Raw genomic sequence first — 17,391 nt, forward strand, 5'->3', positions numbered from 1 at the left:
TCGATCCCCGATGCATACGGCCAGGGCCTGAGTCAGACGCGGCCTCGCTGGCTCGAGTAGGTCGGCGACAGCCGTGGCCCCAGGGCTCATCGCCTCGCGGGTTCCGCGATCTGCAACCCCAGAGAGCACGGCCCCTGCACCGAGGTGGTCTTCAAACGAGGGGCGCAGCGAGTCGTCGGCTATTCGAGACCGCCTCGGCGCTGTCCTCGGTCACGGCTGATCGAGCAGCGCAATGCCGAAACCGCCGACGACGGCCCGAACTTCGTCGAGGTAGCGTTGCGCCTGTTCGGTCAGCGGGATCCCGGAATGATCGATCCAGCCGATCTCGATGCGTTCCTCGACCTCGAGTGGAATCGCGACAATGGCCGGATCGAGATCGTCGCTGATGATGCCCGTCGAGATGGTGTAGCCGTCGAGACCGATCATGAGGTTGAAGATGGTCGCACGGTCAGAAACCCGGATCTCCTGCTTGCTCGACAGGGTGGAGAGAATCTCCTCGGCGAAGGAGAACGAGTTGTTCGCCCCCTGGTCGAAAGTGAGCCGCGGCAGGGCGGCGAGATCGTCAAGGGTGACGCGGTGGCGGGAGGCAAGCGGGTTCGTACGAGAGATGAAGATGTGCGGGGAGGCGAGGAAGAGCGGGTGGAATGCAAGCCCCGAATCTCGCAGCAGTTTGTCGATGACCTTCCTGTTGAAGTCGTTGCGGTAGAGGATGCCGAGCTCACTGCGGAGCGTGCGAACGTCTTCGATGATGTCCCAGGTACGCGTCTCTCGCAGTGAGAACTCGTACTCGGCAGCATCGCTGGCCTTGACCATCCGAACGAAAGCATCGACGACGAACGAGTAGTGCTGCGCCGAGACTCCGAGCAGACGCCGTGACGGTGGGCGCCCTAAGTAGTGCTGTTCGAGCAGTTCCACCTGTTCGACGACCTGCCGGGCATAGCCGAGGAACTCCACACCGTCGTCAGTCAAAGTCACCCCGCGAGCGGATCGGACGAGCAGAGCGCGATCCACACGGGTCTCCAGGTCCTTCATCGCAGCAGACATGGTCGGCTGAGAGACATAGAGGAGATCGGCGGCGGCGGTGATCGACCCCTCGGATGCGACCTCGATGAAGTACTGGAGTTGCAGCAGCGTGATGTTCTTCAGGCCTCGAGACATAGATCAAGGCTATAGGAATCCATAGTTCCCCCGAGTTACCCGATGACCACCGGGGACGGGCAGGATGGCTCACAGACATGCCAGCGACCACAACCGGCCGCACACCCACCGAATTGGACCTCCATGACACCTGAGTTCTCATTCAGCATCACCACGACTCGATTCGACGAGGACTACTCGCCGTCAGAGAGCACCCGAGCGACGACGAACTTCGCCAATCTCGCCAGGGGCGAGGACCGTCAGCAGAACCTCCGCACTGCTCTGAGCATTATCAATCGCCGCTTCAACGAACTCGCGTCCTGGGACAATCCCGATCGGGATCGCTATGTCCTCGAACTCGACATCGTCTCCGGAGGGCTTCACTTCACCTCGGGCGGCCGGGAACAGGAGTTCCCCCTGCTCGAAGTCCTGGATATCCAGATCATCGACAGACTGACTGGAAAACGTCATCCCGGGATCGTGGGGAACAACTTCTCGTCCTTCGTCCGCGATTTCGATTTCAGCGTGCGGCTGCCGGCTGCCAATGAGGCCGCAACCGAGTTCACGGTCCCCGATGACTTCGGTGATCTGCATGGCAAACTATTCCAACACTTCCTCGACTCTGCCGCCTATCGGGAACGGTTCCAGACGGCACCCGTGATCTGCATCAGCGTGTCCACAAGCAAGTCGTACCGTCGGACCGAGAATCACCACCCGATTCTCGGGTTCGAATACCAGCAGGACGATTACTCGCTGACCGATGACTACTTCGCGAAGATGGGACTCCAGGTGAGGTATTTCATGCCGCCGGGCAGCGTCGCACCGCTGGCCTTCTACCATCGCGGCAACCTCCTCGGCGACTATTCCGATCTGGCGCTCATCGGCACGATCAGCACGATGGAGACTTTCCAGAAGATCTATCGGCCCGAGATCTACAACGCGAATACCGCCGCCGGAGAGGTCTACCGGCCGACGCTGGACCGGCACGACTTCTCGGAGATGCCGGTCACCTATGATCGCGTCGAACGCAACCAGCTCGGCACCAGACAGGGAAAGTTCACGGAGAAGTTCTTCGTCAACCCGCACCGAGAGATGCTCGAGCAGTGGGCGTCCGACCGACCCGTCCCAGTCGCATGACCGCAGGAGAAGAAACGATGACCCAGCCGCTGCTGCCCACCTCAATCGTCGGCAGTCTGCCGAAGCCGTCCTGGCTCGCGCAGCCCGAAACCCTCTGGTCTCCCTGGAACCTCCAGGGCGATGCCTTGCTCGAGGGCAGGCGCGATGCCCTGCGCATCTCGACTCATGAGCAGACCAACCGCGGCATCGATATCGTCAGCGACGGAGAGCAGACCCGCCAACACTTCGTGACGACGTTCATCGAGCATCTCAGCGGAGTCGATTTCGAGAAGCGCAAGACGGTTCGGATCCGCGACCGTTACGACGCAAGCGTACCCACAGTCGTCAGCGCCGTGAGCCGTGAGGAACCGGTCTTCATCGACGATGCGAAGTTCCTCCGCCAGCAGACCGATCAGCCGATCAAGTGGGCGCTGCCGGGGCCGATGACGATGATCGACACACTCTATGACGACCACTACAAGAGCCGCGAGAAGCTGGCCTGGGAATTCGCCACGGTCCTCAATCAGGAGGCAAAGGATCTGGAGGCGGCGGGAGTGGACATCATCCAGTTCGACGAGCCCGCATTCAATGTCTTCTTCGAGGAGATGAAGGACTGGGGAGTCGCCGCGCTCGAACGGGCAGCGGAAGGTCTGCGGGCCGAGACCGCAGTGCATATCTGCTACGGCTATGGGATCAAGGCGAACAACGACTGGAAAACGACCCTCGGGTCCGAGTGGCGCCAGTACGAGGAATCCTTCCCCCTCCTGCAGCGCTCGAGCCTCGACATCGTCTCGCTCGAATGCCACAACTCCCATGTCCCGATGGACCTCATCGAACTGATCCGCGGCAAGAAGGTCATGCTCGGCGCCATCGACGTGGCAAATGAGACCATCGAGACACCGGAGGAGGTCGCCACCACTTTGCGCAAGGCACTGAAGTTCGCCGACGCTGACAAGCTCATTCCGAGCACGAACTGCGGCATGGCCCCTTTCGCGCGCGACGTCGCCCTCGCGAAGATGAGCGCCTTGAGTGCAGGAACAGCGATCGTCCGCGAGGAACTGATTGCGTCAAGGGGCTGACCGCCGCCGCACTCCATCCGCCCATGTCCCGAGCCGTCGGGTCTCTCCGCAATGATTCGAGCGTTCTGAGCCCGGGAAGCGCACTGACAGCTCAAGCTGTCGTTGCCACAGTGCCCCAGTCTCTGCCGCAGACGCAGGGCAGAACGGAGATCGCCCACCTATCAACGCTTGCCTCAGACGTTGAAGCGGAACCTTCGGCAGACCGGATTCCGCGACGAGTCGAACGGCTGCGCGACTACGAGGAGGTGTGGTCGCAGAGATCTTGTCGCGCAGCGCTCGACGCTCACGACGCAGCTAGTCGATGCGTCGCGGCGGTACTCCGATCGACACGGCGAGCTTGTTCTGCGCGTTCAATGCGTTTTGTCGTAACTGCTCATGCCAGATGCACTCGGTCTTCTTACCGCCGAGTGATCTGATATCGAACCCAGCGCATGACGGAGTCAGTCAGCTGCGTTAGACGTCGAACCGGAACTCCACGACGTCGCCGTCGACCATGTTGCAGTCCTTCTGGAAGTCGGTATGAATGACTCCGGCCGCCTCAGTGCGGTGGCTCCCTTCGGAATCGTCCACGCACGGGATTCCTTAGGCCCGGCCGTCAGGTAGGTCTGCCGACTGAGGCTGTCGAAGCCGATGCGAGCGAATAACTGCACCCAAATTCGTCGACTACCCGTCGCCACGCACGTACTCGGCACAGACATCGACGATCCGAACGGCCGCGACGATCGCTTCAGCCACGTCTTGGTTCGTCGCTGTCGGTCGATCGTCGTCGGGATACTCAGTCGCGTTGCGAACTTGACGCATCCACTCAAACTCGCCCAAGGAACTGCCGTTGACGAAGCCCGCTGCCGCGATCCCGGTGTTGCGATGAGCTCCGCCCACGGGTCGGACACGGAACCCTTCGGCGGCAAGAACCACGACGAGCGCTTTGCGCGCACCATCGTACGCCGCTGTGAACGCCATCGCGTGATCGTCGGTATCAGCAAGCAGCTCTGCCGTACGGATATGGCGTTCTGCGGTCACGACCACAGCCAGCGCATGCTCGCGATTCCGCTCCACACGCTCCAGTCTTCGGTTCACGAGCATCTGATTGACGATCTCAGGCAAGGATCTCACCGGACCTCACATCGACTAAGGGGCGTGACCGAATCGTCGAGACGAACGGCGACGGGTCCTCAGCGCTCCAGTCAACCGGTGCGATACGCGTGATGTTCACGGGCAAGTCGAGCTTGTCACCTGCTTCGGCTGCAATCCCCGAGAGCGTCCTCCGCGGCGCCTCCCCCACGACGAGGACGTCTAAGTCGTTGGGAAACTCACCGCTTTCCCCGGACCGGCGCGCGGCCCAAGATCCGTAGATCAGCAGCTCCTCCACCCCGTCGATCCCGTCGAAGAGCTCACGCAAGACCGGCACCGGCCCGTAGGTCGCCGCGATCAGATCTCGCATCAGAGCGAACAATGGGTGGTCGGCATTCGCACTCACGAGACGGTTTCGCCCCTCATACCGGTCACGAAGCACGGCGGAGTCGACCAGTCGCCCCACTTCGCGGTGCACGACCGGGCCGCTCGTGTCCGTGCGCCGCCCAAGTTCTGCCAGCGTAAACTCCCGCTCAGGGTGCCCGAGAGTCTCGGCCAGAATCGCCCCAACGGCATCCGAGCGCACGAAAGGCGTCAGCTGCGGTGCGATATTCTTCATAGAACACGAAGATATCTTCCACTTATAGGAAGAGTCAAGAGTGCAAGAGTGTGGGCATCACTCGATGGACCGGAACTCCACCGAGTTCCGGCACGGACGACCATCACGGACCGACTCGGATGGCATCGCCCCACACCTCTACTCCGCGCTCCACATATTCAGCCACCGCTCGCCAGTGATCGCCGTGGCCGTTCAGAAACGTGGTCCCCCAAGGCTCCGCTCCGTCGCGATGAGCATCTCCAAGCATCTCGTACATCGCCCAGGTTCGTTGCGCCAACACGTCAGGAATAACGCTGAGCAGCTCCGCCTCCGCACGGTACCCGTCAACAAAGGCGCGGAGTGACTGCCCTGCCACGTTGAGATCAACAGACGTGTCGTTGAGCGTGAAGGCCTGCGCGGAGTACGCCAGGTCCCACAACCGGGTACCCGCAGCCGCACCATCCCAGTCGATAAATACCCAGCGCTCACCCAGCAGAAGGTTCCAGGGCGTGAGACCTCCATGACCATCCGCCAGCGGTTCTTCCGTCGCCCTGACCAGCAGATCGGAGTGCTCGCCGTTCACGCCACCTGCAGCGGAACGATCGAAGCGATCTGCTCACCTGCCTGGTCCTCCGCGCGCTCGAGCTCGTAATGACTCTGCAGGTTGATCCAGAACTCCGCCGACGTGCCGAAGTACTTCGCCAGTCGCAGCGCGGTGTCCGCAGTGATCCCGCGCTTGCCGTGCACGATCTCGTTGATCCGCCGAGGCGGGACACCGATGGACACGGCGAGCTTGTTCTGAGTGATCCCGAACCCTTCTATGAAGTCCTCCATGAGGACCTCCCCAGGGTGGATCGGGTCGATCTTGTCAGTAGCAGTCAACGATCTCCACCTCCTCCGGTCCGGCGTCTGTCCGCACGAAGCAGATGCGCCATTGGTCGTTGATCTTGATGCTGTGCCGCCCAGCTCGATCGCTTTTCAGAGCTTCGAGACGATTGCCGGGCGGGACGCGTAGATCCTCGAGGAATTTCGCCGTTCCCACCTGACGAAGCTTGCGTAATGCGACTCGATGGATCCTCGGATCTATCGACCGTACGCGCTCACGACGCCACAGCCGCTCGGTCTCCTTGTTGCCGAACGATCTGATCACGAGATCAGTGTATAACGAATAACGTCATTAACGCTAGACGCTAAACCCGAACTCGACCACGTCCCGATACAGAGCAACCTTTGCGGACGCTCGGCGAGAGCACTGAGCCCGTGTCCGGAAGGTGACTCGTTGCGGCACAACCCGGGGTACGGAAGAATTGACGGATGGCACTCTTCCGAACGCCACAGATCGTCCTGTTCACGCGCGACATCAACCGCGCTGCCGCGTTCTACAACGCGCTCGGCTTCAAAGAGGCATTCCGCACTCCAAGTACCGGAACACCGATTCACGTCGACCTCGTCTTGGACGGGTACCGGATCGGACTCGCGACGGAGACCAGTACCCGCGAAGACCACAGCCTCAACCCGATCGCCAATGGCCAGCGCGCGGCGGTGATCCTCTGGACCGACGACGTACCTGCAGGCTACGCCCGGCTGATCGATCTCGGCGCGAAGCCAATCAAGTCACCGGAGACGTGGCTTGACCGGCTACTCATCGCCTGGGTAGAGGACCCCGATGGGCACCTGGTTCAGGTCGTGCAGGCCCTGAACTGACCAGACGTTCAAGCCACAGGAGGCTATACGTTGAACCTGAACTCCACCACGTCCCCATCGACCATGATGTAGTCCTTGCCTTCCATCCGGACCTTGCCGGCGGACTTCGCGGCAGCCATCGAACCGTTCGCATCGAGATCATCGAAGGACACGATTTCGGCCTTGATGAATCCCTTCTGGAAGTCGGTATGGATGACTCCGGCCGCCTCGGGGGCGGTGGCGCCCTTCGGAATCGTCCACGCACGGGATTCCTTGGGACCGGCAGTCAGATACGTCTGCAGACCGAGAGTGTCGAAGCCGACGCGGGCGAGTTGGTCGAGTCCGCTCTCCTCCTGACCGGTCGATTCGAGCATCTCCCGGGCCTCTTCTTCGTCGAGCTCGGCGAGTTCCGACTCGAACTTCGCATCGAGGAAGATCGCTTCGACCGGTGCCACGAGGGCGCGCATCTCGTTCTTCTTGTCCTCGTCGGCGAGCACCTCGTCGTCGACGTTGAACACGTAGAGGAAGGGCTTGACCGTCATCAGCTGCAGCTCACGCAGGGCGCTGACGTCGAACTTGTCGGCCTGCATCGCCTGGTAGAGCGTCCGCCCGCCTTCGAGGATCTCAGTGGCGGCGTCGATCGCGGTCAGCTGCTCGGCCGGTGCGCGCTTGCCCTTGACTTCCTTCTCGATCCGCGGCCGCGCCTTCTCCAGCGTCTGCAGGTCGGCGAGGATGAGTTCGGTGTTGATCGTGTCGATGTCATCGGCTGGGCTGATCTTGCCGTCGACGTGGACGACGTCGTCGTCGACGAATCCGCGGATGACCTGGCAGATGGCATCGGCTTCACGAATGTTGGCCAGGAACTGGTTGCCCAGGCCCTCGCCCTCAGAGGCGCCGCGCACGATGCCGGCGATGTCGACGAAGTCGACGGTGGCATTGAGGATGCGTTCGGAAGAGAAGATCTCCGCCAGTCGCGTCAGCCGCTCGTCCGGCAGAGGGACCACGCCCACGTTCGGTTCGATCGTCGCGAACGGGTAGTTCGCCGCGAGAACTTGGTTCTTGGTCAGTGCGTTAAACATGGTCGACTTGCCGACATTGGGCAGTCCCACGATTCCAATAGTCAAAGCCACGGTATCCAAGTCTAGCCGTCGCCGAGGTGGTCCTCGAATTCTCGTGTCAGTGCCCTCTGTCACCCTGGGACCATGAATGCTTTCCCCGCTGCCGCAGTCATCATCGGCTTCATCGTGGCGATCGTCCTCGCCGCCGCCCTCGGGTTCCTCCTCGGACGTACCCTCACACGGTCCCGGTACCTCGAGAGACTCACTCGCGCCGAGACCACATCACGCATCCTGTCCCAGCGCACAGAAGATCTCGAGGCCGACGCTCAGATGGCCGGTGAGATCACCGCGGCCATCGGGCCGTTGGCGGCAAGCGTGAAGAATCTGCAGGAGAACCTGCACTCTCAGGACCGCACGCAGATCGAACAGATCACCCGACTGAACTCTCAGATCGGGCACCTCAGCCAACAGAACCTCCGTCTCCAGGAGTCCACCGGGTCACTGGCCAACGCTTTGAATTCGACGACCCATCGTGGAGATTGGGGCGAAGTCCAACTCAGACGCATCGTCGAATATGCCGGTCTCCTCCCCCACGTCGACTTCGACACCCAGGTCAGCGCCGACCGTGATGGTAAGCGCCACCGCCCCGATATGGTCGTCCGTCTGCCCGGCGGCGGCACGATCGTCATCGATGCGAAGACTCCTCTGTCGGCGCGGATGAACGAGGACTCCGGCGAGGCGGCCGACTCTGGCACGGGCGGTCAGGACCATGCCCGTGCGCTGCTGCGCCACGTCGATGCTCTGGCGTCGAAGGAGTATTGGAAGGCGTTCGACTCCTCCCCTGACTTCGTCGTCTGCTTCGTCCCCACCGACGGGCTGCTCTCGGCAGCTGCGGCAAGCTACCCGAAGATGATCGACCATGCGCTGGGCAAGAACGTCGTCCTCGCATCACCGGCGACTCTGCTGGTGCTGCTGAAGACCGTGGCACTCAACTGGCGGCAGGCCGACATGTCCACCTCGGCGGCCGAAGTGCTGCGGCTGGGCACGGAACTCTACGAACGCGTCGGCACGCTGGTGTCTCATGTGTCTCGGATGGGTGCCAGTCTGGATCGGTCGGTCGAGGACTACAACCGGTTCGTCTCGTCCTTGGAGTCCCGGTTCCTCGTCACCGCGAGGAAGTTCCCGTCGACCGGCATCGTCGCCGATGAGCTCGATGCCGTGGCCGAACTCGATACTCGCGCTCGGGGCGTCAGCGCCGAGGAGCTCAGTCGGCCGCGAGCCATGGACTTCGATGATCGCGGACCGACTCATCTGCGTGATCGGCAGACGGGGACGGACTGAGGATCGTCAGCCGAGTTTGCGCAGTTCCTTCGGCAGCGAGAAGATGAGGTCCTCTTCGGCAGTGACGACTTCTTCGACGGTGTCGAAACCGTAGTCAGCCAGCAGGTGCAACACGTCTTGGACGAGGTTCTGGGGAACGCTCGCCCCGGAGGTGACTCCGACGGTGGCGACGTCGTGGAACCACGTCTCGTCGATCTCACGAGCAAAATCGACACGGTGAGCCGCCTTCGCCCCGTGTTCGAGGGCGACCTCGACGAGGCGGACGGAATTGGAGGAGTTCGCCGACCCGACGACGATGACGAGATCCGCTTCGGGCCCGATCTTCTTCACTGCAACCTGTCGATTCTGTGTGGCATAGCAGATGTCATCGCTGGGTGGGTTCTGCAGATGTGGGAAGCGCTTACGCAGGATCTCGACGGTCTCCATCGTCTCGTCCACGCTCAGTGTCGTCTGGGAGATCCACACCAGCTTCTCGGCGTCAGGCACCTCGATGGTGCGCGCCTCCTCGGGGTTCTGCACCAGAGTGATATGGTCCGGGGCCTCTCCCATGGTCCCTTCGACCTCTTCGTGTCCAGCATGGCCGACGAGGAGGATGCGGAAGCCGTCCCGGGCGAACCGGATGGCCTCCTTGTGGACTTTCGTCACCAACGGGCATGTCGCATCGATCGTCGACAGCGAACGCTGGGCAGCCTCGATGTGCACGGCCGGTGAGACTCCGTGGGCGGAGAACACGACCCGAGCACCTTCCGGGACTTCAGCGGTGTCATCGACGAAGACGGCCCCGCGTTCGGACAAGGTCTCGACGACATGCCGGTTGTGCACGATCTCCTTGCGGACATAGATCGGTGCGCCGAAGTGCTCGAGGGCGCGTTCGACGGCGATCACGGCACGATCTACGCCGGCACAGTAGCCGCGCGGTGCGGCCAGCAGCACCCTCTTGTCAGCATTGACCGGAGTGCGGATCTCGCCAGGTGCCAGACGCCGGCGCGGAATGGTCGGGGCAGGTACTGAAACGACGCTCACCCGTTCAGTCTAAGCCGGAGGCATCGACTGCGGCCAGGAATGGGCTGCGTCAGTGCCGTTCGTTAGGCTTGGGATTCGGAAGGGGACTTAAATGGCGCAAAGAATTTCCGGCACTCCCGGCACGCTCGGCGAAACGGCCGAGCCGAAAGAGCTCGCCGCCACCGCAGCCGAGACCACGGCGGAGAATCCGTGGCCGCTGAGTCTGCTGTCTTCGAAGATGAAGTCCTATATCGACCGCATGTCGAGCGTGTGGATCGAAGGGCAGGTGGTCGAGCTCAACCATCGCGGCAAGGCCAGCTATCTGACCCTGCGCGACACCGATGTCGAGATGTCTCTGCCGGTCCAGATCTGGAAGAACGTCCTCGACCGCACCGGGGCTCCTCTCACCGAGGGCAGCCACGTCGTCGCCAATCTCAAAGCCGATTTCTGGACGAAGACCGGCCGGCTGACGATGCGGGCCAACGATATCCGCGCCGTCGGCCTCGGTGAACTCCTCGCACGCCTCGAACGACTGAAGAAGCAGCTGGGCGCCGAGGGGCTCTTCGATCCCAACCGGAAGCTGCGCCTGCCGTTCCTGCCGAACCGGATCGGACTGATCACCGGGAGGGATTCGGATGCGCAGAAGGACGTCATCCGCAATGTGCATCTGCGCTGGCCTGCCGCCGAATTCGAAGTCCGCAACTGTGCCGTGCAGGGACCGGATGCCGTGCCGGGAGTGATGAAGAACCTCGCCGAGCTCGATGCGGACCCGCAGATCGATGTCATCGTCATCGCCCGCGGCGGCGGCAGCATGGAAGACCTCCTGCCGTTCTCCAACGAAGCCCTCGTCCGTGCCGTCTCAGCCGCGCAGACACCGGTAGTCTCGGCGATCGGGCACGAGGCCGACCGGCCCATTCTCGATGACGTCGCGGACCTGCGGGCGTCAACACCCACGGATGCTGCGAAGAGGATCGTGCCGGACGTCGCCGAAGAAGGCATGAATCTGCTGCGTGCTCGTGCCGAATTGGATGCCGCCGTCAACCGCATCCTCGACCGAGAGCAGGAGATGCTCACCGCCGTGCGCTCACGGCCCGTGCTTGCCGAACCGCAGACGATGATCACCGCGCATGAGAACGAACTGACGACGATCCGCCGCCGCAGCTTGCAGGCGACGAACGGACTGCTCATCCAGGCTCAGAACGAGATCCAGCATCTCCGTTCACAAGCCAGGTCCCTCTCTCCCCTGCGGACCTTGGAGCGCGGCTACGCCGTGGTCCAGACCGACGACGGTCAGGCCGTTCGCAACGCCGCCGAGGTCGCCGCCGGCGACAGCGTCCATGTCCGGGTCGCTCGCGGTCGTTTCGACGCCGATATCACCGAGGTCACTCCGGAGACCGGCGAACCGACAACCGACGATTGACCACGTTTCCACACTCTGTACACGTTCCACACACTCTGCGAAGGAGACACCGATGACCGAACCGACGACACAACAGGACCAACCCGATATCAGCACGCTCAGCTACGAGCAGGCCCGCGAAGAACTCGTCATGACCGTCAAGCGTTTGGAGACCGGCAACCTGCCGCTCGAAGAGTCACTGCGGCTGTGGGAGCGCGGCGAGGCTCTCGCCGACCGGTGCCAGTCGTGGCTCGATGGAGCGCGGGAGCGCCTTGACAAGGCCCGTGAGGAGACCTCGGACGACACCGAATAGGTCTCCGGGTCAGCCGAAGTTCAGCCAGGGCCGCCGCGATCACTTGAGTTCGGCGGCCACCTGATCGGCGAAGCTGTTGACGGTGTCCGGCGCAGCGGTGGCAGTCAGAACGACGTACATATCGCCTTTGTGCGTGACCCAGTATTCTTTCGCCTCTTCAGTGCGGTAGATCTGGAAGTCAGCACCGCCGACTGTCACCTTCTCGGCAGCGACAGCCTCGTCGGTCTTCCGCTTCGCCCAGTTCGCGCTGGCTTCGGCCTGCTCGATGCTCACCCACTGGTCGTCGGGGCCGATGAACGACATGTACCACGAGGTGTATTCGGAGTCGCCCATACGATCGAGGCTGGCCTCGTTCGACGTCCATCCGCGCGGGATCTGCGGAACGATGAGGTCGAACTCGGCGTTGCCCTGGGACTGCTCGGCGATCCCCTGATAGTCGACGACACGTTCTGAGTCGACTTCGGGCTGCGGGGCGAGGAACAGGATCCCGACGGCGACTGCGAGACAGGCGAGGATCGCGATGACCATATTGACCCAGTTCGAGTTCTTGCGCAGGAAGCGCATCTCTTCCCGGGAACCCGGCAGCATCACTCCGGACTCATCAGCCATGGACTCTCCCCTAGGACTCGGCGTCGTCTCGTCGACGACCGTTCGAGTACCCGTCTCGTCGGCAGCATTTCGGACATTCACACCGCCATTGTCCTCGGCTCGCGCGCGAAGGGCCAATTCCGGTCCGAGGACGTGACTGCGGCCACAAGCAGGCACCGCTGTCGCGACCCCGATCACAGGGGTGGCACAATTGGAAGCATGAGTGACTCCAATGAGCCTGTTGACGTGAAATCTCACCATGACCGAGGACGAGTTGATGAGGAGGCTCCGCCTGTCGCAGTGACCGACTCATGGTCGCAGAAGGCTCAGGTCGAGTCGGATGCTCCCGACCGCAACTTGGCTCTGGAGCTCGTCCGAGTCACCGAGGCCGCGGCCATCGCCGCCGCCCCCTGGGTCGGCCGCGGCGACAAGAACGCAGCCGACGGAGCAGCCGTGGCCGCGATGCGCAATGTCATCTCCACCGTCCGCATGGCCGGCACCGTCGTCATCGGCGAGGGTGAGAAGGACGAAGCTCCGATGCTCTTCAATGGCGAGCAGGTCGGCGACGGCGGCGGACCGCACTGCGATGTTGCTGTCGACCCGATCGACGGCACTCGCCTGACCGCTCTGGGCATGCCCAATGCGATCTCTGTCATGGCTGTGACCGAAGACGGTGCGATGTATGACCCCTCTGCCGTGTTCTACATGGAGAAGCTCGTCACCGGACCCGATGCCGCTGACGCCGTCGATCTGCGTCTGCCGATCGCTGAGAACATCCGCCGCGTCGCCAAGGCGAAGGGAACGAAGGATCCCGCCTCGGTCACGGTGATGATCCTCGACCGCCCCCGCCACCAGCAGATGATCGATGAGATCCGCGCCGCCGGAGCCCGCATCCAGCTCATCACCGACGGCGACGTCGCCGGAGCCATCGCCGCCTGCCGTCCGGGAACCGGCGTCGACATGCTCATGGGCATCGGCGGCACCCCCGAGGGCATCATCACCGCCTGCGCCATCAAGGCACTCGGCGGAGTCATCCAGGGCCGTCTGTGGCCGCAGGACGACGCCGAACGCGAAGCCGCCGCCAAGGCCGGCCTCGACGTCAACAAGGTGCTCAACACCGACGACCTCGTCACCGGTGACAACAGCTACTTCGTCGCCACGGGCATCACGAACGGCGACCTGCTCGACGGTGTGAAGTTCCAGGGCAGCCACGTCACCACACATTCCCTGGTGATGCGGTCGAAGTCGGGAACCGTCCGTCAGGTCTTCGCCGAGCACCAGGCCGCGAAGACCCACTCCTACGTGGAGGCCGCCGAAGAAGCCGCACGCCGCGGACTGGTCTGACCTCCAAACGCACCCGGTCCCGGGCGCGATACACACAACTCGGAAGCAGGTGCGAAAGCAATGCCCAATCAGGCGTGGAAGCGACTCCTCGAGGGAAACCAGCGTTTCGTCGACGATGTCCCTCAGCACCCGAACCAGGACACGGCACGACGTGAGTCGCTGTCGGGCAGCCAGACCCCGTTCGTCACTCTCTTCGGCTGCTCGGATTCCCGAGTCGCCGCGGAGATGATCTTCGATGTCGGCCTCGGTGACATGTTCGTCGTGCGCAATGCCGGACAGGTCGTCGACCCTGTCACCTTGGGGTCTCTCGAATACGGAGTCGAGATGCTCGGCACTCCCCTGCTCGTCGTGCTCGGCCACGACAGCTGCGGGGCCGTGACCGCCGCCTACAACGCATACGACTCAGGTGAGACTCCCCCGGGATTCATCTCCGACGTCGTCGCCCGCATCCTGCCGACGGTGGCCCGGGCCCGAAAGAACGGGCGCACCACGATCAACGAGACCGTCGGTCAGAACACCATGGACACGGTCGACAAGATCATGCAGCTGTCCACGATCATCAAGACCGCCGTCGACGAGGGCCGACTCATCATCGTCGGACTCACCTACCAACTCCACGACGGCCACACCACGGTCGTCGCGCAGTACGGAGGCGACGAGGCCGCGGTCTCCACCTATGCTTCCTGAGCGACCGGCCACTTCGGTGGTCAGCCGTTCAGTCTCCCAACGAGCCTGAGCTCCGCAATCATTTCCCAGGCACCCAACGGAAAGGACAACAATGACCGAAGAATTTCGCATCGAACACGACACCATGGGCGAGGTCAAAGTCCCCAAGGACGCCCTCTACAGCGCACAGACCCAGCGTGCCGTCGAGAACTTCCCGATCTCGGGCAAGACCCTCGAATCAGCCCACATCGCCGCACTGGCACAGGTGAAGAAGGCCGCGGCGAAGGCCAACGCCGAACTCGGCGTGCTCGACGAAGCCCGCGCCACAGCCATCCAGAACGCCGCCGATCAGGTCATTGCAGGCGAATTCGACGCCCACTTCCCCATCGACGTGTTCCAGACCGGTTCGGGAACCTCGTCGAACATGAACACCAACGAGGTCCTTGCCTCGCTGGCGACCAAGGCGCTCGAAGCCGACGGAGTCAACGTCCACCCGAACGACCATGTCAACGCCTCGCAGTCGTCGAACGACGTCTTCCCCACCTCGGTGCACCTGGCCGTGACCAAGGCCCTGGTCAACACGCTCATCCCGGCCATGGACACCCTGGCGACTTCGCTGGAGAAGAAGGCGAAGGCGTTCTCCTCCATCGTCAAGTCCGGACGCACCCACCTCATGGATGCCACTCCGGTGACTCTCGGTCAGGAGTTCGGCGGCTACGCAGCTCAGGTCCGTTACGGAATCGAGCGCATCGAGGCTTCCCTGCCGCGCGTGGCGGAGGTCCCGCAGGGCGGAACCGCTGTGGGCACCGGCATCAACACCCCCGACGGCTTCTCCTCACGCGTAGTCGAGATCCTCGCGGAGGAGACCGGACTGCCGATCACCGAAGCTCGCAACCACTTCGAGGCCCAGGCCAACCGCGATGGGCTCGTCGAGGCCTCCGGTCAGCTGCGGACCATCGCCTACGGCTACATGAAGATCTGCAACGACCTGCGCTGGATGGGTTCGGGACCGAACACCGGCCTCGGCGAGATCGCCATCCCCGACCTGCAGCCCGGTTCGTCGATCATGCCCGGCAAGGTCAATCCGGTCATCTGCGAGGCCACCATTCAGGTCGCAGCCCAGGTCATCGGCAACGACACCTCCGTGTCGCTGTCGTCGACCAACGGCGCGTTCGAACTCAACGTCGGCATCCCCGTCATGGCCTCGAACCTGCTCGAATCGATCCGCCTGCTCGCGAATGCCTCGACCGTCATGGCCGAGAAGATGATCGACGGACTCACCGCCAACGAGGAGCGTGCCCGCTTCCTCGCCGAGGCGAGCCCCTCCATCGTCACCCCTCTGAACAAGGTCATCGGCTACGAGGCGGCGGCGAAGATCGCCAAGCACGCCGTGGCCAACAAGATGACCGTCAAGGAAGCCACGATCGCTCTCGGCTTCGTCGAGAACGGCTCCATCACCGAGGCTGACCTCGACAAGGCCCTCGACGTCACCACGATGATCGGCAGCTACAAGTAAGCCTCCGATCTGACAGATCGCAACGGCGCCCGGACGATTTCGTCCGGGCGCCGTTTCACGCTGTCGATCCGTTCAGAGGCTCAGGACCGGAACGGGTCGAATTCCTCGAGCACATCGGTGACCAGGGCGGCGATCTCCGACCGCTCCGACCGCGTCAGCGTGACGTGCGCGAACAGTTCGTGGCCCTTGAGCTTCTCGATCACCGCGGCGACTCCGTCATGCCTGCCCACTCGCAGGTTGTCGCGCTGGGCGACATCGTGGGTGAGCACCACCTTCGAGTTCATTCCGATGCGTGAGAGCACGGTCAGCAGAACATTGCGCTCCAACGACTGTGCCTCATCGACGATGACGAACGCATCGTGGAGGGACCGTCCGCGGATGTGGGTGAGCGGAAGCACCTCGAGGATCTCCCTGTTGACCACCTCGTCGATGACGTTTTTGCTCACCAGCGCACTGAGGGTGTCGAACACGGCCTCCGCCCAGGGGTTCATCTTCTCCCCTTCGCTGCCGGGCAGGTAACCGAGGTTCTGCCCGCCCACGGCGTAGAGGGGACGGAAGACCATGATCTTCGAGTGCTTGTTCTCCTCGAGCACCTTCTGCAGACCCGCCATGAGGGCCAGCGCGGACTTCCCCGTGCCGGCTCGCCCTCCCATCGACACGATCCCCAGGGCATCGTCGAGCAGCATGTCGATGGCGATCCGCTGTTCCGCCGACCGTCCGTGGACGCCGAAGATGTCACGATCCCCGCGCACCATCGACACTCGGTTGCCGCTGCGCACCCGTCCCAGTCCGGATCCGCGCGGTGAGGTGATGACGACCCCGGTGTTGACCACCTCGTCGGAGACATCCTCGGTGACGACCGACCCCGAATCGTAGAACTCGCTCATCTGCTCGTCGTCGAGGCCGAGCTCGCTCATCCCGGTGAACCCGGAGTCGACGGCAAGCTCCGCCAGATACTCCTCAGCGTGCAGACCCAGGGCCGAAGCTTTCACTCGCATCGGCACGTCCTTGGTCACGACGACCACGTCACAGCCTTCGGCAGAGAGGTTGCGGGCCACGGCCAGGATGCGGGTGTCGTTCTCCGTCCGGTCGAAGCCGACCGGCATCGTGGAGGCGTCGATGTGGTTGAGCTCGACCCGCAGTGTTCCGCCAGCATCACCGACCGGAATGGGCTGATCCAATCGGTCGTAGTCGGAACGGAAGTCGTCGAGGATGTGGAGGGCTTTGCGCGCGGTGAATCCGAGTTCGGGATGATTGCGTTTGCCCTCGAGTTCGGAGACGACGATGAGCGGGATGACGACGTGGTGTTCGGCGAAGCGCAGAAGTGCTCCGGGATCCGACAGCAGCACCGAGGTGTCGAGAACGTAGGTGTGGACTTTTTCAGCCATGAGGACCTCTGAGGCGTGAGTTCCGCCGAGATCCGGTTCTGACATCCCCCGATCTCGGGTTGGTGTCGACCAACTACAGCCAACCTAACCCG

Annotated in this window: 19 protein-coding genes and 1 pseudogene; 9 read left to right on the forward strand and 11 right to left on the reverse strand. The window is 62.9% G+C overall.

Features of this window, described 5'->3' with window-relative positions; translation table 11 throughout:
• Window positions 1-210: 210 nt before the first annotated feature.
• Complete coding sequence (locus tag SB749_RS10520) at window positions 211-1,158, reverse strand: LysR family transcriptional regulator (RefSeq protein ID WP_139907516.1); 948 nt, start codon at window positions 1,156-1,158, stop codon at window positions 211-213.
• Between the two features lie 123 nt (window positions 1,159-1,281).
• On the opposite strand from SB749_RS10520, the gene SB749_RS10525 reads away from it, so the two are divergent.
• Window positions 1,282-2,274, forward strand: coding sequence for a putative oxygenase MesX (locus tag SB749_RS10525; protein ID WP_410710284.1), 993 nt, complete (start codon window positions 1,282-1,284; stop codon window positions 2,272-2,274).
• A gap of 17 nt (window positions 2,275-2,291) precedes the next feature.
• Entirely contained in the window at window positions 2,292-3,332 is a 1,041-nt protein-coding gene (locus SB749_RS10530) for a methionine synthase (protein WP_410710285.1), read from the forward strand.
• A 453-nt stretch (window positions 3,333-3,785) separates the two neighbouring features.
• On the opposite strand, the pseudogene SB749_RS10535 reads toward SB749_RS10530, so the two are convergent.
• The 6 genes and pseudogenes from SB749_RS10535 to SB749_RS10560 all read right to left on the reverse strand — a co-directional run.
• Window positions 3,786-3,970: pseudogene (locus tag SB749_RS10535) on the reverse strand (DUF933 domain-containing protein); the annotation flags it as partial.
• A 25-nt stretch (window positions 3,971-3,995) separates the two neighbouring features.
• The gene (locus tag SB749_RS10540; RefSeq protein WP_410710286.1) at window positions 3,996-4,436 is read right to left on the reverse strand and encodes a HEPN domain-containing protein; all 441 of its coding nucleotides are present in this window, start codon (window positions 4,434-4,436) and stop codon (window positions 3,996-3,998) included.
• Window positions 4,429-5,022: a hypothetical protein gene (locus tag SB749_RS10545; RefSeq protein ID WP_410710287.1), complete on the reverse strand. Its 594-nt coding sequence runs from the start codon at window positions 5,020-5,022 to the stop codon at window positions 4,429-4,431. The genes SB749_RS10540 and SB749_RS10545 overlap by 8 nt, the downstream gene beginning before the upstream one ends.
• A 103-nt stretch (window positions 5,023-5,125) precedes the next feature.
• Window positions 5,126-5,584, reverse strand: coding sequence for a phosphotransferase (locus tag SB749_RS10550; protein WP_410710288.1), 459 nt, complete (start codon window positions 5,582-5,584; stop codon window positions 5,126-5,128).
• The gene (locus SB749_RS10555; RefSeq protein ID WP_410710289.1) at window positions 5,581-5,883 is read right to left on the reverse strand and encodes a HigA family addiction module antitoxin; all 303 of its coding nucleotides are present in this window, start codon (window positions 5,881-5,883) and stop codon (window positions 5,581-5,583) included. The genes SB749_RS10550 and SB749_RS10555 overlap by 4 nt, the downstream gene beginning before the upstream one ends.
• Window positions 5,870-6,151 carry a type II toxin-antitoxin system RelE/ParE family toxin gene (locus SB749_RS10560; RefSeq protein WP_410710290.1) on the reverse strand — a complete coding sequence of 94 codons (282 nt, stop codon included), beginning with the start codon at window positions 6,149-6,151 and terminating at the stop codon, window positions 5,870-5,872. Before SB749_RS10560 ends, SB749_RS10555 begins: the two co-directional genes overlap by 14 nt.
• A gap of 164 nt (window positions 6,152-6,315) precedes the next feature.
• On the opposite strand from SB749_RS10560, the gene SB749_RS10565 reads away from it, so the two are divergent.
• On the forward strand, window positions 6,316-6,705 hold the full coding sequence (locus SB749_RS10565; protein WP_410710291.1) for a VOC family protein: 390 nt from the start codon (window positions 6,316-6,318) through the stop codon (window positions 6,703-6,705).
• Between the two features lie 23 nt (window positions 6,706-6,728).
• Here the strand turns inward: SB749_RS10565 and ychF are convergent, their stop codons facing one another.
• Entirely contained in the window at window positions 6,729-7,814 is a 1,086-nt protein-coding gene (gene ychF / locus SB749_RS10570; protein WP_410710292.1) for a redox-regulated ATPase YchF, read from the reverse strand.
• 72 nt (window positions 7,815-7,886) lie between these two features.
• Here ychF and SB749_RS10575 point away from each other — a divergent pair, with 72 nt between their 5' ends.
• Window positions 7,887-9,083, forward strand: coding sequence for a DNA recombination protein RmuC (locus SB749_RS10575; RefSeq protein WP_410710293.1), 1,197 nt, complete (start codon window positions 7,887-7,889; stop codon window positions 9,081-9,083).
• Between the two features lie 6 nt (window positions 9,084-9,089).
• On the opposite strand, the gene SB749_RS10580 is transcribed toward SB749_RS10575, so the two are convergent.
• Window positions 9,090-10,106 carry a 4-hydroxy-3-methylbut-2-enyl diphosphate reductase gene (locus SB749_RS10580; protein WP_410710294.1) on the reverse strand — a complete coding sequence of 339 codons (1,017 nt, stop codon included), beginning with the start codon at window positions 10,104-10,106 and terminating at the stop codon, window positions 9,090-9,092.
• A 91-nt stretch (window positions 10,107-10,197) separates the two neighbouring features.
• Between SB749_RS10580 and xseA the strand changes: the two genes are divergently transcribed.
• The gene (gene xseA / locus SB749_RS10585; protein ID WP_410710295.1) at window positions 10,198-11,505 is read left to right on the forward strand and encodes an exodeoxyribonuclease VII large subunit; all 1,308 of its coding nucleotides are present in this window, start codon (window positions 10,198-10,200) and stop codon (window positions 11,503-11,505) included.
• A gap of 52 nt (window positions 11,506-11,557) precedes the next feature.
• Window positions 11,558-11,797 (forward strand): exodeoxyribonuclease VII small subunit, encoded by a 240-nt coding sequence (locus SB749_RS10590; protein WP_062861443.1) that lies wholly within the window; start codon window positions 11,558-11,560, stop codon window positions 11,795-11,797.
• Between the two features lie 39 nt (window positions 11,798-11,836).
• Here the strand turns inward: SB749_RS10590 and SB749_RS10595 are convergent, their stop codons facing one another.
• Window positions 11,837-12,406 (reverse strand): DUF4245 domain-containing protein, encoded by a 570-nt coding sequence (locus SB749_RS10595; RefSeq protein ID WP_410710296.1) that lies wholly within the window; start codon window positions 12,404-12,406, stop codon window positions 11,837-11,839.
• 198 nt (window positions 12,407-12,604) lie between these two features.
• Between SB749_RS10595 and glpX the strand changes: the two genes are divergently transcribed.
• From glpX to SB749_RS10610, 3 genes are all read left to right on the forward strand, one after another.
• The gene (gene glpX / locus SB749_RS10600; RefSeq protein WP_410710297.1) at window positions 12,605-13,729 is read left to right on the forward strand and encodes a class II fructose-bisphosphatase; all 1,125 of its coding nucleotides are present in this window, start codon (window positions 12,605-12,607) and stop codon (window positions 13,727-13,729) included.
• A gap of 60 nt (window positions 13,730-13,789) precedes the next feature.
• Window positions 13,790-14,416, forward strand: coding sequence for a carbonic anhydrase (locus tag SB749_RS10605; protein ID WP_410710298.1), 627 nt, complete (start codon window positions 13,790-13,792; stop codon window positions 14,414-14,416).
• Between the two features lie 91 nt (window positions 14,417-14,507).
• Window positions 14,508-15,911: a class II fumarate hydratase gene (locus tag SB749_RS10610; protein ID WP_410710299.1), complete on the forward strand. Its 1,404-nt coding sequence runs from the start codon at window positions 14,508-14,510 to the stop codon at window positions 15,909-15,911.
• 80 nt (window positions 15,912-15,991) lie between these two features.
• On the opposite strand, the gene SB749_RS10615 is transcribed toward SB749_RS10610, so the two are convergent.
• Window positions 15,992-17,299 (reverse strand): PhoH family protein, encoded by a 1,308-nt coding sequence (locus SB749_RS10615; protein ID WP_139466815.1) that lies wholly within the window; start codon window positions 17,297-17,299, stop codon window positions 15,992-15,994.
• Window positions 17,300-17,391 lie beyond the last annotated feature (92 nt).

Source organism: Brevibacterium sp. SIMBA_078 (assembly GCF_046534565.1).
GTDB lineage: Bacteria > Actinomycetota > Actinomycetes > Actinomycetales > Brevibacteriaceae > Brevibacterium.

Bases quoted from the DNA above. Each gene is read 5' to 3' on its own strand.
- SB749_RS10545 (WP_410710287.1), bottom strand. From the start codon at position 5,022: ATGAAGAATATCGCACCGCAGCTGACGCCTTTCGTGCGCTCGGATGCC.
- SB749_RS10610 (WP_410710299.1), top strand. From the start codon at position 14,508: ATGACCGAAGAATTTCGCATCGAACACGACACCATGGGCGAGGTCAAA.
- SB749_RS10595 (WP_410710296.1), bottom strand. From the start codon at position 12,406: ATGGCTGATGAGTCCGGAGTGATGCTGCCGGGTTCCCGGGAAGAGATG.
- SB749_RS10590 (WP_062861443.1), top strand. From the start codon at position 11,558: ATGACCGAACCGACGACACAACAGGACCAACCCGATATCAGCACGCTC.
- SB749_RS10605 (WP_410710298.1), top strand. From the start codon at position 13,790: ATGCCCAATCAGGCGTGGAAGCGACTCCTCGAGGGAAACCAGCGTTTC.
- SB749_RS10565 (WP_410710291.1), top strand. From the start codon at position 6,316: ATGGCACTCTTCCGAACGCCACAGATCGTCCTGTTCACGCGCGACATC.
- glpX (WP_410710297.1), top strand. From the start codon at position 12,605: ATGAGTGACTCCAATGAGCCTGTTGACGTGAAATCTCACCATGACCGA.
- SB749_RS10615 (WP_139466815.1), bottom strand. From the start codon at position 17,299: ATGGCTGAAAAAGTCCACACCTACGTTCTCGACACCTCGGTGCTGCTG.
- SB749_RS10530 (WP_410710285.1), top strand. From the start codon at position 2,292: ATGACCCAGCCGCTGCTGCCCACCTCAATCGTCGGCAGTCTGCCGAAG.
- SB749_RS10525 (WP_410710284.1), top strand. From the start codon at position 1,282: ATGACACCTGAGTTCTCATTCAGCATCACCACGACTCGATTCGACGAG.
- xseA (WP_410710295.1), top strand. From the start codon at position 10,198: ATGGCGCAAAGAATTTCCGGCACTCCCGGCACGCTCGGCGAAACGGCC.
- SB749_RS10520 (WP_139907516.1), bottom strand. From the start codon at position 1,158: ATGTCTCGAGGCCTGAAGAACATCACGCTGCTGCAACTCCAGTACTTC.
- SB749_RS10575 (WP_410710293.1), top strand. From the start codon at position 7,887: ATGAATGCTTTCCCCGCTGCCGCAGTCATCATCGGCTTCATCGTGGCG.